The 13,996-nt window shown below is 60.7% G+C and carries 10 protein-coding genes; 3 read left to right on the top strand and 7 right to left on the bottom strand.

The window, feature by feature from the left end; genetic code table 11:
* Window positions 1-36: 36 nt before the first annotated feature.
* Window positions 37-987, top strand: coding sequence for an AAA family ATPase (locus D3871_RS19900; RefSeq protein ID WP_199724877.1), 951 nt, complete (start codon window positions 37-39; stop codon window positions 985-987).
* The gene (locus D3871_RS19895; RefSeq protein WP_119770796.1) at window positions 984-2,705 is read left to right on the top strand and encodes a cobaltochelatase CobT-related protein; all 1,722 of its coding nucleotides are present in this window, start codon (window positions 984-986) and stop codon (window positions 2,703-2,705) included. The genes D3871_RS19900 and D3871_RS19895 overlap by 4 nt, the downstream gene beginning before the upstream one ends.
* Window positions 2,706-2,844: 139 nt before the next feature.
* Here D3871_RS19895 and D3871_RS19890 read toward each other — a convergent pair whose 3' ends face one another.
* Both D3871_RS19890 and D3871_RS19885 read right to left on the bottom strand, forming a co-directional pair.
* Window positions 2,845-4,266 carry an IS4 family transposase gene (locus D3871_RS19890; RefSeq protein WP_119770795.1) on the bottom strand — a complete coding sequence of 474 codons (1,422 nt, stop codon included), beginning with the start codon at window positions 4,264-4,266 and terminating at the stop codon, window positions 2,845-2,847.
* A 177-nt stretch (window positions 4,267-4,443) separates the two neighbouring features.
* The gene (locus D3871_RS19885; RefSeq protein WP_119770794.1) at window positions 4,444-5,775 is read right to left on the bottom strand and encodes an MFS transporter; all 1,332 of its coding nucleotides are present in this window, start codon (window positions 5,773-5,775) and stop codon (window positions 4,444-4,446) included.
* 324 nt (window positions 5,776-6,099) lie between these two features.
* On the opposite strand from D3871_RS19885, the gene D3871_RS19880 reads away from it, so the two are divergent.
* Window positions 6,100-6,891, top strand: coding sequence for an IclR family transcriptional regulator (locus D3871_RS19880; protein WP_233575734.1), 792 nt, complete (start codon window positions 6,100-6,102; stop codon window positions 6,889-6,891).
* Between the two features lie 72 nt (window positions 6,892-6,963).
* Here D3871_RS19880 and sorU read toward each other — a convergent pair whose 3' ends face one another.
* From sorU to D3871_RS19850, 5 genes are all read right to left on the bottom strand, one after another.
* Window positions 6,964-7,299: a SorU family sulfite dehydrogenase c-type cytochrome subunit gene (sorU, locus tag D3871_RS19875; RefSeq protein WP_199724841.1), complete on the bottom strand. Its 336-nt coding sequence runs from the start codon at window positions 7,297-7,299 to the stop codon at window positions 6,964-6,966.
* A 10-nt stretch (window positions 7,300-7,309) separates the two neighbouring features.
* Complete coding sequence (sorT, locus tag D3871_RS19870) at window positions 7,310-8,557, bottom strand: SorT family sulfite dehydrogenase catalytic subunit (RefSeq protein ID WP_119770791.1); 1,248 nt, start codon at window positions 8,555-8,557, stop codon at window positions 7,310-7,312.
* 131 nt (window positions 8,558-8,688) lie between these two features.
* Window positions 8,689-9,693 carry a phosphate acetyltransferase gene (pta, locus tag D3871_RS19865; protein ID WP_119770790.1) on the bottom strand — a complete coding sequence of 335 codons (1,005 nt, stop codon included), beginning with the start codon at window positions 9,691-9,693 and terminating at the stop codon, window positions 8,689-8,691.
* 170 nt (window positions 9,694-9,863) lie between these two features.
* Window positions 9,864-11,687: a sulfoacetaldehyde acetyltransferase gene (xsc, locus tag D3871_RS19860; protein WP_119770789.1), complete on the bottom strand. Its 1,824-nt coding sequence runs from the start codon at window positions 11,685-11,687 to the stop codon at window positions 9,864-9,866.
* Between the two features lie 625 nt (window positions 11,688-12,312).
* Window positions 12,313-13,980: a GMC family oxidoreductase gene (locus D3871_RS19850; protein WP_119770787.1), complete on the bottom strand. Its 1,668-nt coding sequence runs from the start codon at window positions 13,978-13,980 to the stop codon at window positions 12,313-12,315.
* Window positions 13,981-13,996 lie beyond the last annotated feature (16 nt).

The raw sequence follows: 13,996 nt of genomic DNA, 5'->3' as shown, positions 1-13,996 counted from the left end.
GACGTGACAGAAATACTCCCTACTCCACCGACGCGCATGTTGTCGGTCCGCCAGCAGTTCGGCATCGATACCGACATGATGGTGCCGGCCTTCGAGGAACGCGACGAGCATGTGCCGGAAATCGACAGTGCATACCGCTTCAATCCGGATGTCACGCTGGCCATTCTGGCCGGTTTCACGCGCAATCGCCGCGTGATGGTGCAAGGTTTGCACGGCACCGGCAAGTCGACGCATATCGAACAGGTCGCTGCCCGTCTCAACTGGCCTTGCATGCGCGTCAATCTCGACGGTCATATCAGCCGCCTCGACCTGGTCGGCAAGGACACCATCGTCTTGCGCGATGAAAAGCAGGTGACCGAATTCCAGGAAGGCATCGTGCCCTGGGCGCTGCAACGCCCTGTCGCGCTGATTTTCGACGAATACGATGCCGGGCGACCCGACGTCATGTTCGTGATCCAGCGCATACTCGAGCGCGACGGCAAGTTCACCCTGCTCGACCAGAACCGCGTGATCCACCCGCATCCCTTCTTCCGCCTGTTCACGACCTCAAACACGATCGGGCTGGGTAATCTCAACGGGATGTACCACGGCACGCAGCTGCTCAACCATGCGCAGATCGACCGCTGGAATATCGTGGCAACGCTGAACTACCTGCCGGCCGACGAGGAGATTGCCATCGTGCAGGCGCGCGTGCCCGCGCTGGCCGGTGACGAGGGTCGCAAGCTGGTGGCATCGATGGTCGCCCTGGCCGACCTCACGCGCAAAGGATTTGCCGCCGGCGACCTGTCCTGCCTGATGTCGCCGCGCACGGTCATCACCTGGGCTGAAAACTGCGAGATTTTCGGTGACACCGCGCTGGCGTTCCGCTTGTCCTTCCTGAACAAATGCGATGAAAGCGAACGCAGCATCGTCGCGGAATACTATCAACGCTGCTTCGGTGCGGAACTGCTGGAATCCTTTCTCTGTGAATCGCGGGCGATGCCATGAGTCAGGCGCCGCGCTACACCCGCAGGCAGCAAAAGGCCGATGAGCTGTGCGCGGGCGTAGTCCGCGCCTTGAGCGGCGAGAAGGATGTGCAATATCGCGGCCGGCGCCTGCATCGCGGACAGCGTCCGCTGCCGGTGCACGCGCCGCATCTGCACCCCGATCCGGAAAATGACGACTTCCCCTCGTTTCGCGGCACGGCCGACAGCATCGCGCTGCGCCTGCAATACAGCGATGCACGACTGCATGCGCAATCCCGTCCTTCCGAGCCGGTCGAACGCCTGATCGTGGAAATGCTGGAGCAACTGCGCGTGGAATCGCTCGCACCCGACAGCATGCCCGGCATCGGCGACAACCTGCGCCACCGCTTCATCGCATGGTCGCAAGCCTTTCATCTGTCGGGCGTCGCCGAGAGCGAGATCGGCATCCTGCTCTATACGGTATTTCAGATCTGCTGGTCGCGCCTGCATGCCCGGCCGGTGCCGGAACATGCGGAAGACTTCATCGAGGCGACCCGTGCGGCCATCGTGCCGGTGCTCGGCGACCATCTCGCCGGCCTGCGCCGGTATCGCACCGACCAGGCGACATACCTGCGCCATGCCTGCGCCATCGCCTCCATCGTGGGCAGCATGATCCGCGCAAGCGGATCGCTGGAGGGCGAGGCGCGCGAGGATGAGCCGGACAAGAGCCGCACGGCGATCTTCCGTCTGCTCTTGAACTTCGACAGCGAGGATGCCGGCACGACCGCATCAGCGCCGCTCGGACAAAGCAAGGTGTTCCTGGATTCGGAACATGGTTACACCGTGTTCAGCAGGCAGTACGACCGGCAAGAGTTTGCACGCTCGCTGGTGCGCCGCGAACTGCTGGAGGAATACCGCGACCGGCTCGACCGCAAAATCGCCGAACATGGCATCAACCGCGCGCGCCTGGTGCGCGAGCTGAAGACGCTGCTGGCAACACCGCAGCGCGATGGCTGGGCATTCGGCGAAGAAGAAGGCTACCTCGATGGAAGGCGACTGACACAGCTGGTCAGTTCGCCGGCCGAACGTCGGCTGTTCCGCAAGGAACCGCACAAGCCGCATACCGACTGCCTGGTGAGCTTCCTGGTCGATTGCTCCGGCTCGATGAAGGCGCACGCGGAGCCCGTCACGATCATGATCGACGTGCTGGTGCGTGCGCTGGAACAGGCGGGTGTGACCACCGAAGTGCTCGGCTTCACCACCGGCGCCTGGAACGGCGGACGGGCGCAGCGCGACTGGGCGCGCGCCAGGTCCCCGAAAAACCCCGGGCGGCTCAACGAACTGTTCCATATGGTCTTCAAGGACGCCGACCATCCATGGCGCCGCGCCCGGCCGGACATTGCGGCCTTGCTGAAAGCGGACCTGTATCGCGAAGGTGTTGACGGCGAGGCGGTCGAGTGGGCATGCAGGCGCATGCAGAACCGGTCCGAAAAAAGGCGTATCTTGGTCGTCATTTCCGACGGCTGTCCGATGGATACCGCGACTACGCTTGCCAATGACGAGTTCTATCTGGCCAACCACCTGAAGGAAGTGGTGGCGCGGCATGAACTGCGCGGCGACGTGGAAATCTGCGGCCTGGGTGTCGGCCTCGATCTCAGCACGTACTACAGCCGCAGCCTGGCCACCGAACTGCCGCAGTCGCTCAATAACGAACTGTTTTCCAACATCGCGCAATTGATTGGCGGACGCCGCCGGCATTGATACTGGTGCGCGTCATTCCACAAGGAAGAACGCATTCCCCCTTGCGCCCGGCACAGGGATAGCGCGCTCGCGGCATCTTGGCAATGCCTCGAGATGAAAGCACTCCAGCCTTCCCGGTCATCCCCGCGTAGGCGCTAACCTATGCCCACATCTTTGCAAGTTTCCAGCCCTGCACGATGCTGTCGAAGCGCTGTAATCCGTGCAACATAGTGACAGGGCCGGGTTTGGCTTCGCTGGCATATCCCATCCAGCCACCCAGGCGTGCAATTGTCCAGGCCGCCCAGGCCATACCATGACGTGGATACGGGTTCTTCTGCTTGTCCGTCTTGCCTTCAAGCTTGCCTTGCAACTGCTCCAGCACCGTGATCTCGTCGCCGTCAAACGCATCGCTGGCGCGTTGCTGTGACTGGCCGTCCCGTGCGTTGACCAACTGCAGTGTGCGAGCGGCTACCAGCACGGCCATGCTGGCCAGCTTGAGCAGGGCGCCGGCATCTTCCAGCTGGCTGGCCTCCAGGCCAAGCCCCTGCCGCTTCAACGTGCGAAACAGCTGTTCGATTTGCCAGCGCTGCCGGTACCAGTCCACCAACCGCAGTGCGTCTTGTACGTCGGCGACCGCATGCGTACTCAGCAACCGCCAGTGCACCGGCTGCTCGCCTGGCACCACCGTATGCGTCAATTCCAGCACGTCCACTACCGACAGCTCGATGCTTGGCTGCCGGGCCCGACAGTGCTGGGGCCGGGTAATGCGTACCTGCCCAAAGCGCACTTCCATGTGGGCACAATGGGCCGTGCGTGCAGCAGAACGCGCGCCATCGGTGCTTTTGTATGGACGGCCGGCTGCGCGCGCGGGCACCTCCAATGCGAAACAGGCCACTGCCGACTGGGCAGCGAGCCATCTGCACAAGCTCCCACCCTCGGCCAGCTTGCGGTCAAAGTGCGACCGGGTGAGCAGGTGGGTGTGGCCATTCGGGATGCGGTCCCATTGCTCATAGAGGTCGCTCTCACGGTCGGCAATCACGGTCACCTCGGCGGCCTGCTCCAGACATTGCTTGGCAGCTTGTGCCGCCTGCAGCCAGCGGTACGATTCCTTCTCTTCGATGGGCAGAAGGTCATAATTGCGGGCCGCTGTCTTGGTGCGTACCCATGCCTGTTGGTGCGCGATGCCCAGACAGTCCCGACGGTCGGCATCGATTGCCAGCACCGGATGGATGAACAGCCCCGCTCCCTTGCTGTTGCTGATCTTACCCAAGCCTTCGGTACGCCGCCCGTGGCCTGTGTAATCGAGTTCGCTGGTGTCCTGAATGGCCAGCACATGCCGGCCGGCTGCGGCAGCAGCAGTCCTGCTGCTGCCATGGCGGATGATTTCCTGAGGTGTCACGTCGGGATGCTCCAGCAAGCGGTCGAATCGCTTCTGCGTGGCACGGTCGTCGGCCAAATGGCGAATGCAGACCGTGCCCCGTTCCAGCATTCGACCGTAAAGCAGCTTGCCGGTTTTGCAAAGACGCTTGTCGCCGAATTCCCCGATGCAATACTCATCGCCCAGCATCTGTGTTTCATCCATGGTTGCCTCCTGCGCTCGGTCGATTCACCATCGACTTCAGAATAGCCGTTGGAAAAGTTGCAAAGATATGGGCACAGGTTAGCGCCTGCGCGAGGACGACGCGTGAGGTTAATGAAGTTCTAATGCATCGACCCGCATGCAATCACCTCACTCCGATAACCAAAGCACGACGAACCACTAGCGCGATTGCGGCAAGGGCGCGCGACGCAGTTGTGCGACATTATCCGCATCTCCCCGGCCGATCAGGAGTGCAGCGATCGCCGATACCACGCCCGCAAATATCACATAGCCAACGATATGCCATGGCTCGCCGCCGCCGGTCTTCAGCAGGTAGGTCGCGATGATCGGCGTCAGGCCGCTGGCGAAGATCCCCGAAAACTGATAAACGAACGAAATGCCGGTGTAACGCACTTTGGCATCGAACAGATCGCAAAACAGCGCCGCCTCCGGGCCGTAGACCGACGAATACAGGATGCCGAACGGAATCACGATCGAGAGCCACAGCACCAGCACGTTATCGGCATTGTTCAACATCAGCCAGAATGCCGGCAGCGATGAAAAACCGGTAATCAGCGCACCCCAGAAAAATACCTTGGTACGTCCGACCTGGTCGGACAGGCGTCCGAAGATAGGGATGAAGAAGCACATGACGATCGCCGCCGCCATCACGCCGATCAATGCCTGTGTCCGGTCGATCTTGATCGTGGTCGTCAGATAGGTAATCGAAAACACGCCGAAGATGTTGAAGAACACGCCGTCGATATACCGTGCGGCCATCCCCTTCAACACGTTGCCCGGATAACGCTTGATCATGTCGAAAAACGGGATCTGCGTTTCTGCGTTGTGCTCTTTCACGGCACGGAACTCCGGTGTTTCCATCACGTTCAGGCGAATCCACATGCCGATGAAGACCAGGGCTGCCGACATGATGAAAGCAATACGCCAGCCCCACGACAGGAATTGCGCATCGGTCAGGCTGTAAGACAGCAGCGCCACCACGCCGGATGCCAGGCACAAGCCGATCGCGAGGCCGATCTGCGGTAGGCTGGCGTAAAACCCGCGGTCCTTTTGCGGCGCGTATTCATAGGCCATCAACACCGCGCCGCCCCATTCTCCGCCAAGGCCGATACCCTGAAATACACGCATCACCAACAACAGGATCGGCGCCCAGATGCCAATCTGTTCATAGGTCGGCAACAGTCCAATCAGGAACGTGGACACCCCCATGATCATCAAGGTCATGACGAGCATGCTCTTGCGGCCTATCTTGTCGCCGAAATGGCCGAAGATGACGCCGCCGAGCGGGCGCGACAGGAAGCCGACGGCAAAGGTGCCATAGGCCAGCATGGTCGACACCACCGGATCGCCACCCGGAAAATACAACTTGTTGAAGACGATACCGGCAACGACGCCATACAGGAAGAAGTCGTACCATTCGATGGTCGCGCCGATGACGCTTGCCATCACGACGCGCCGTAGTTCTCTTACCTTGTTAGGCTGATTGGACATGTTGTCTCCTATCTGTTTTATTTAAATATATAAAAAACGCATCCTCACCGGTGCACCTAATACCAATCCGGCTCCGGCGCGGCACAGCCAAATCACTTGCTTGTGAACTCCTGTTTCTTCGAACGCCTATCGTTACGCAGTAGCGCCTTGATCGGCGCTCTTACTCCATATTCTTTGTGCTAATGCCGGCGCTCCTGTTGGTGATTCGCCGATATATTTTTTCAATGCATTTGAATATTTTGGAACCGTATGTTTCAATTAATAAGATGCCCGTGATCGCGATTCAATGAATATCTCGCCCAGCCCCGGAAAATGAAACAGAAAATGGATGAACCGTTTCAAAATCAAGAACCGTCCGACGCGCGGGCGGAAGATGCGCGCGGCTTGCGCGTGCTGCGTCTGATCGAGCATCTGGCCAGTGCCAGCCAGCCAATGACGCTGTCGCAACTGGCGTTCCGTATGCAGATTCCGAAGGCGACGATGATGCGCACGCTGGACAACCTGGAACGGCACGGCTACGTCCTGCGCACCCCGGTTGACCGCGGCTATATCCCCGGCGCCGCGGCAACCAGCCTGGCGGTGACGGCCTTGCGCAACAATGCGTTCATCCGCGCCTGCCGTGCGACGCTCGGCAAGCTGGTCGGTTTGACGGGAGAAACCTGCAACGTGACCATGCAGGAAGGCAATGTGGTGGTGTATGTCGATCGCGTCGAGACCGACGAACCGCTGCGTCTGCATTTATTGCCGGGAACGAGGGCGCCAATCCATTGCACCGCCAGCGGCAAGCTGTTTCTCTCACGCTTGACGCTGCTGGAACAGCGCAGACTGTTGTCGATGATGCCGCTAAAACGGCTGACGCCGAAAACCATCACGGATCCGGCGCTATTGGAGGCGGAACTGCACCGCATTGCAAAACGCGGCATCGGGATCGACGATCAGGAATTCGTACTCGGCATGGTCGCTATCGCCGTCCCCATTTGTGCCGCCGACGGCCGCATCCTGGCAGCGGTCGCCTGTCATGCGCCGGTCGCGCGCAAATCGGTGGACCAGTTGATGGATTACATACCCAAGCTCGAAGAAGCAGGACTGAAGCTGCGGCCAGTCCTGGCAACGTGAAGCGGAAACGGTGGGCGTCCGTCGGTTATGGCGGAGAAGCGAACCGGCGCTTCCCCTGCCGGCATCAGAAGCTCACTTCGACGCCCCGGTGGCCGTTGCCACATACTTCGCCAACGTGCCGATCTGCTCTTCACTTAATCCCTTGAACGCCGGCATCTGTCCGATCCCATTGCGCAAGGCTTTTTCCACGCGTGATGCATCGGGTCTGAGCTCATCCAGGTTGGGGCCGATAGCGCCCTGCGCCCCGGCATGGTCCAGCGCGTGACAGACTGCGCAAGCCGGGACCGCAGTCTGGTTAAACAGCTTCCTGCCCATGTCCATATTAGGCTCGGCTTGGATACTTGCTGCGGCGAGTGAAGCAAACACGGCAAGCACTGCACCTGCCTTGTTTCTGAAGTTATGCGGCATGGCTGTTCCTTTAAACGACATGAATGGTCAGCGCATGGTCGCGCCAGCTGGTGTTGTTGTAACCGGCTGCGTTTTCCATGCGTTCCTCCGGCTGACGATTGCCCTTGGCGTCGGTCGCGCGGCACGCCAGCGTGTGTGTCCCGGCGGACAGCTTCACCGGCAGCACGAACTGCCGCCATGCGTAACGGCCAAGGTCGGGCCCGACGAATTTCGCCGTCTGCCAGGTTTTGCCTCCGTCGATCGACACTTCCACGCCTTGCACCGCATGGATGCCGCCGAAGGCGACACCCTTGATCTGCACCAGGCCCCCCGGTACCGGACCGCTTTCCGGAGCGGGACTGTTGATCCAGGATTTGACGCTCATCTCCCATACCGACGGCTGGCTGGGGTCGCCCTTTTGTCCGGGCGGCGAGATGCGGTAGCCGGTGCGCTGTATCGCGGCGTCGGTCTGCTCGGCGGTAAAGGCAAGACGCCTGATGTACTTGATATTGTTCACGCCGGAATAGCCCGGCACGATCAGGCGCAACGGGCCGCCATGGGCCAGCGGAATGGGAACGCCGTTCATCTCCCAGGCCAGCAACGCGTCCGCCATGGCGCTCCTGGGTACCGAGCGCTCGACCATCACGCTCTTGGGATCGATGCCATCCGGCAGTTTCTCGCCGCCGGTGCTGGTCATGTAGACCGCGCCGTCAACCATGCCACCGAGTGCTTCCATCACCACGCGCACCGGCACGCCGCTCCATACCACGCAGCCGGCGGCACCGACCTGCCACGCCGTGCCGCTGGGCTTGCTGGGGAAATAGCCACGGCCATTGCCGGAACACTGGAGCACCGTTGCCATCGTCTCCAGTCCCAAGGTCTTGAGTTCCTTCACGGTCAGCGTGCGCGGGTGCTTTACGCCTTCCACGGAAATTTCCCATCCGTCACGGTCGGCAACGATGCTCGCGTCAGGCGCGGGCAGATTGTTGCGGATATAGAGTTGTTCGGACGGCGTGATGATGCTGGTGCCGAATGCGCTGCGCCGGGTTTCCAGCGTGCTGCCGGTGTGGACAATCATGGCATTCGGATCCTTCCACGCGACGTAGGGCGGCAAGGGCTTGCCCGGCGCGGCTGGCGTGGCTGGCGCATTGCCGGTCCCGGCGGCCTTGGCCAATCCAGTCATGCTGGCCGCGATCACCGTCGCGCCTCCGGCCATCAGGCGGCGGCGTGCGGGATTGATGACGGAGCCCGAAGGAATCGATGCGGTTTTTTCTGACATTCTTGTCTCCTTGTAGCGAGTGGTATGCGGCCTGCCGATTCGTTGTACGGACAGCAACCTGCAGGCATGAAAGGCCGGCGGCCTGATTGACATGCAATGGGCGGCCCCTAAGCCGCCCGTGCAAGAAATTGCTATGCGATAGAAGTCTGCGCCTGAACGGCCGTGACCGCGATGACATAAAACACATCGTCGGCGCTGCAGCCGCGCGAAAGGTCGTTGGCCGGTTTCTTCAATCCCTGCAGCAGCGGTCCGATGGCGACTGCGCCACCCACGCGTTCGGCCAGCTTGTAGCCGATATTGCCCGCATCCAGATTGGGGAAGACCAGCACGTTGGCCCGGCCCTTGACTGCGGAGTCCTTGACTTTCCGGTCGGCGATTTCGGCCACGATGGCGGCGTCAAGCTGGACGTCGCCATCGATGGCCAGTTCGGGCCGCAACTGCTTCACGCGCCGCGCCGCTTCGCTTACCTTGTCGACCAGCGCATGGTGCGCGCTGCCGCTGGTGGAAAAGGACAGCATGGCGACGCGCGGCTCTTCCATCAGCAAACTGCGCGCACTGTCGGCGGCGGCCATGGCGATCTCGGACAGTTCTTCCGCATTAGGGTCAACCACCAGACCGCAGTCGGAAAAGATCAAGCCGCCCTTGAGCGTGTGGAATGGCTCGCACAACATCATCAGGAAGAAACTGGACACCAGCTTGAACGACGGCTTTACACCGAGGATCTGGATCGCATTGCGCACCACGTCCGCCGTGGTATGCACCGCGCCGGCCACCGAACCGTCCGCATGGCCGCAATGTACCATCAGGTTCGCATAGCACAGCGGATCGCGCACTTTGTCACGGGCCTGCTCCAGCGTCATGCCCTTGGCCTGGCGCAGCCGGAAGAGTTCTTGCGCGTACTCTTCCGCATGTGGCGAGTCGGCCGGATCGATCAGCGCCATACCGGCCAGGTCGATTCCTTTTTCTTTCGCGGTTGCCTCGGCCAGCGTGCGGGCGCCAACGACTGCGATATGCGCACAGCCTTCGCGGCTGGCGCGTGCGGCAGCTTGCAGCACACGTTCATCGCCGCCCTCGCACAGCACGATGCGCTTCGGGTTCGTGCGTGCGGTATCAATGATTCTATGAAGCGCCTTCATTCATCCCTCACTCTTGATCTGCGCTGAATATGGCTTGGCTGTTAAAAAAGATTGCCGAAGCTAATCGAAACATCAGTAACTTTCACTTCGGCAATCAAACCCCTAAACAGTAGGGGGCAGGAAGCTCTTGCAATACGGCGTTTTTTCCGTCGCGTTTTTACGTTGTGATATCAGACGTAATCCTTGTACTTGTCGAGCAGGCGCACCGGCTTGGACAAGGCATCGCGCCGGAACGGATCGCCCAGTTCGCGCGTGCACATGATTTCCACGATGGTCGTCTTGCCATGGTTCATCTGCAAGTCGATCGCCTTCTTCAGCGCCGGCCCCACCTCTTCCAGCCGCTCCACCCGGATCCCTTCGGCCCCCATCGCCCGCCCGATTTCCGCAAAGCTCTGGTTGTCCAGTTCCCCCGCCACGAAGCGCCGGTTGTAGAAATCCACCTGGTTCTTCTTTTCCGCCCCCCATTGCCGGTTGTGGAACACCACCGCCGTCACCGGGATGTTGTGCCGCACGCAGGTCATCGTCTCCATCAGGCTCATGCCCCAGGCGCCATCGCCCGCATAGGCAATCGCCGGCCGGTGCGGCGCCGCCACCTTGGCGCCAATGATGGTCGGGAAGGCATAGCCGCAATTGCCAAAGCTCATCGCCGCAAAGAAGCTGCGCGGCTTGTCAAAGCGCAGGTAACTGTTGGCCACCGAATTGATGTTGCCGATATCGGTCGACACCATCACATCGGCCGGCATCGCCTTTTCCAGTTCCCGCAATACCTGGCGCGGATGCAGGTAATTGCCTGGCTCTTGCTCTTGTTCGGCGATCATGTCCAGGCTGAACGCATCGGTTTCATGGGTCCAGTTATCCAGTTCCTGTTCCCAGGCCTGCTTTTCGTCGGCAATCTCGGCTGCCCGCGCACCACGGTTGCCGTCGCACACCAGCGTCTTGCCCGCCAGCCGCTGCGTCAGCGCCAGCGCCGCCGCCTTCGCATCGCCGCAAATCCCCACCGAAATCTTTTTCACCAGGCCCAGCATCTTGTGGTCGGCATCGATCTGGATGATCTTTGCCGTCTTCGGCCAGTAATCCATCCCATGCTGCGGCAAGGTGCCAAACGGCCCCAGGCGCGAGCCCAGCGCCAGCACCACGTCGGCGCGCGCAATCAGTTTCATCGCCGCCTTCGAACCCTGATAACCGAGCGGACCGCACCACAGCGGATGGCTGGCCGGGAACGAGTCATTGTGCAAATAACTGCTGACCACCGGCGCGCCCAGCCGCTCGGCCAGCGCCTTGCATTCTTCCACCGCGTCGGCCATCACCACCCCGCCGCCGGAAATGATCACCGGGAACTTGGCCTGCGCCAGCAATTCGGCGGCTTCATGGAGACTGTGCTCGCCGCCGGGGCCGCGGTCGAGCCGGCTCGGCTGCGGAATCTCGGCCTTGATCTCGCCATAGAAATAGTCGCGCGGGATGTTGAGCTGGGTCGGGCCCATTTCCGACATCGCCCGGTCAAAGCAGCGCCCGGTGTATTCCGCCATGCGCGCCGGATGCGTCACATGGCCCTGGTACTTGGTGAATTCCTCGAACATGGGCAATTGATTGGCTTCCTGGAAACCGCCCAGGCCCATGGTCATGGTGCCGGTTTCGGGGGTGACGATCACCACCGGGCTGTGCGCCCAGTACGCCGCGGCAATGGCGGTCACGCAATTGCTGATGCCCGGGCCGTTCTGGCCGATCACCACGCCGTGCCGGCCCGACACGCGCGAATAGCCGTCGGCCATGTGGCCGGCGCCCTGTTCATGCACCACCGGGATCAGGCGGATGCCGGCCGGGGCAAAGATATCCATCGCATCCATGAAGGCCGAGCCCATGATGCCGAAAATGTCGGTGACGCCGTTGGCGGCCATGGTTTCGACGAAGGCTTCGGACGGGGTCATCGGTTGCGGGCCGGTGCTGGCGGGCGTGGCCGCAGCCAGCGGGAGGGAAGATGGGGCTTGGTCGGGCATGGCAGTCTCCTGTGCGTTAAATTCATGAAATCGGTACAGTACGTTCCGATAAACGATACGCAACAGAATTTACGGCCGCAAAAAAGAAATGTCAAACTATTTCTCGAAAAACGGTATTAATCGAATCAAATAATGGAATTCTGTGCCACTTTGCTTTTGTGAGCCTGCTTTTCCTTCTGCACGACTACCTGAACACCTTCAAAATTGTTCCTACAAAGTTGATACGGAATTAAGCCAATTAAAGGGATGTACAGCTGAATGCTAGGGATATGGACCGCCGCAACTGGTCTTACGTTATGAACAGGGATAGGCGAAAACGGAGAGAACACGCTGCTCCATAGCACGTGTTGGCACGATCGGCGCGGCACCGGCTAACGGCGGATCGCGATGGTGGCCGGCGTTGGCAGCACCACGGTAACTGTATCGGCTTTAACGCAGTTCGCGCGGCGTCGGGATGAACGGTAAATCGGTGGACAGCATGTCGATATGATTTACATAACGGGGTGAAGGCTGGGACGCGACCCAATAAGCCGCTTCCGCAATGTCGGCCAGACTCAGGGCGCGCCCTGCCCCGCTTCGAGCCCCATTTTCATTGGACGATAATGCCGATGGGATGCCGCTCCTTTTACGCACCGACGCCATACTGTTCCAGTTCTTCTTCGTGCGTGCGGATCGGCTGACACGTGCCTGCCGCCAGCTGCATCGCGTCCTCGATGATCATGTCCGCCGCCTTTTCGGCAATCATGATCGTCGGCGCATTGGTGTTTCCCGAAACGATTTCCGGCATGATGGACGCATCCACCACGCGCAGGCCCGCAATACCGTGTACACGCAGGCGATGATCGACCACCGCCATCTCGTCACTACCCATCTTGCAGGTACCGCTGGGATGGTAGATCGACTGGCTAAAGCGCCGCGCGGCCTCCAGCAATTGTTCGTCGCTCTGGTATTCGGAGCCCGGAACGAACTCGGAGGTGATATGCGCCGCCAGCGACGGTGCGGCGGCAATGCGCCTGGCCACGCGTATCGCATCGATCGCCACCGCACAATCGCGCGGGTCCAACAGATAGTTGGGATGGATGGCAGGATACTGGCGCGCATCGGCCGACCGGATCGCAATACGTCCACGGCTGTAGGGACGCAGCTGGCATACGGACGCGGTGAACGCCGAGAACGGGTGGGCACCTTCGCCAGGCTTGTCGGCACTCAGTGGCTGCATGTGGAATTGAATGTCCGGCCTGTCCACTGCGGAGTTGGATCGGGTGAAGACCGTCACCTGGCTTGCCGCCAGTGTCAACGGGCCGGAACGGCAGAACGCGTACTGCATGCCGATCCAGAGTTTGCCAAACAGGCTGTTTACCTCGTCGTTAAGCGTCTTCAGACGCGTCTTGAACACCAGACGGATCTGCAAGTGATCCTGCAGGTTTTGCCCCACACCCGGCAGATCATGAACAAGCGGCACACCCACTTCCTGTAGCAACGTGCGCGGCCCTACGCCCGAACATTGAAGGATCTGCGGCGAGCCGATCGCGCCAGCAGACAAGATGACTTCCTTGTTCGCCATCGCGCGCTGCGTCACGCCGGCCACGCAGTATTCCACACCGATCGCTCGCTTGCCTTCAAACAGGACGCGCATCGTCAACGCTTTGGTAACCGTGCGCAGATTCCTGCGCTTGCGCGCGGGACGCAGAAAGGCTTTCGCAGTGCTGCAGCGCAGGCCCTTGCTCGCGGTTTGCTGAAAATAAGCGACGCCTTCCTGCGCCGCGCCGTTGTAATCCTCGTTGTAGGGAATGCCGATTTCCTTCGCGGCTTGTATGAAGCAATCTGCGATGCGGCGACGCAGGCGCAAATCGGAAACCTTGAGCGGGCCGCCAACACCGTGATACTTGCTCTCGCCGCGCTCCTGGTCCTCGGACTTCTTAAAGTAGGGCAGCACGTCCTTGTAACTCCATCCAGGATTGCCAAGTGCGGCCCAACGATCGTAGTCTTCTCGTTGACCGCGTACATACAGCAAACCGTTCAGAGAACTCGAACCGCCGAGCACCTTGCCTCTTGGCCATTGCAGGGTACGTCCGGCAATGCCCTCGTCGGGCTCGGTGCGATAGCACCAATCGACCATAGGATTGTGCATGGTCTTGAAGTAGCCGACCGGAATATGAATCCAGGGGTTGGAATCCTTCCCTCCCGCCTCGAGCAGCAGCACGGTGGTAGCGGGGTTTTCCGAGAGACGATTTGCAAGCACGCAACCTGCCGAGCCTGCGCCGACCACGATGTAATCGAAATTGAGTGACATATTGTTCGGGTTCCTT

Origin of the sequence: Noviherbaspirillum saxi (assembly GCF_003591035.1) — a bacterium.
GTDB lineage: Bacteria > Pseudomonadota > Gammaproteobacteria > Burkholderiales > Burkholderiaceae_D > Noviherbaspirillum > Noviherbaspirillum saxi.
This window is presented reverse-complemented; position numbering and strand designations above follow the sequence as displayed.

Bases quoted from the DNA above. Each gene is read 5' to 3' on its own strand.
- D3871_RS19900 (WP_199724877.1), top strand. From the start codon at position 37: ATGTTGTCGGTCCGCCAGCAGTTCGGCATCGATACCGACATGATGGTG.
- D3871_RS19895 (WP_119770796.1), top strand. From the start codon at position 984: ATGAGTCAGGCGCCGCGCTACACCCGCAGGCAGCAAAAGGCCGATGAG.
- D3871_RS19890 (WP_119770795.1), bottom strand. From the start codon at position 4,266: ATGGATGAAACACAGATGCTGGGCGATGAGTATTGCATCGGGGAATTC.
- D3871_RS19885 (WP_119770794.1), bottom strand. From the start codon at position 5,775: ATGTCCAATCAGCCTAACAAGGTAAGAGAACTACGGCGCGTCGTGATG.
- D3871_RS19880 (WP_233575734.1), top strand. From the start codon at position 6,100: ATGGATGAACCGTTTCAAAATCAAGAACCGTCCGACGCGCGGGCGGAA.
- sorU (WP_199724841.1), bottom strand. From the start codon at position 7,299: ATGCCGCATAACTTCAGAAACAAGGCAGGTGCAGTGCTTGCCGTGTTT.
- sorT (WP_119770791.1), bottom strand. From the start codon at position 8,557: ATGTCAGAAAAAACCGCATCGATTCCTTCGGGCTCCGTCATCAATCCC.
- pta (WP_119770790.1), bottom strand. From the start codon at position 9,693: ATGAAGGCGCTTCATAGAATCATTGATACCGCACGCACGAACCCGAAG.
- xsc (WP_119770789.1), bottom strand. From the start codon at position 11,687: ATGCCCGACCAAGCCCCATCTTCCCTCCCGCTGGCTGCGGCCACGCCC.
- D3871_RS19850 (WP_119770787.1), bottom strand. From the start codon at position 13,980: ATGTCACTCAATTTCGATTACATCGTGGTCGGCGCAGGCTCGGCAGGT.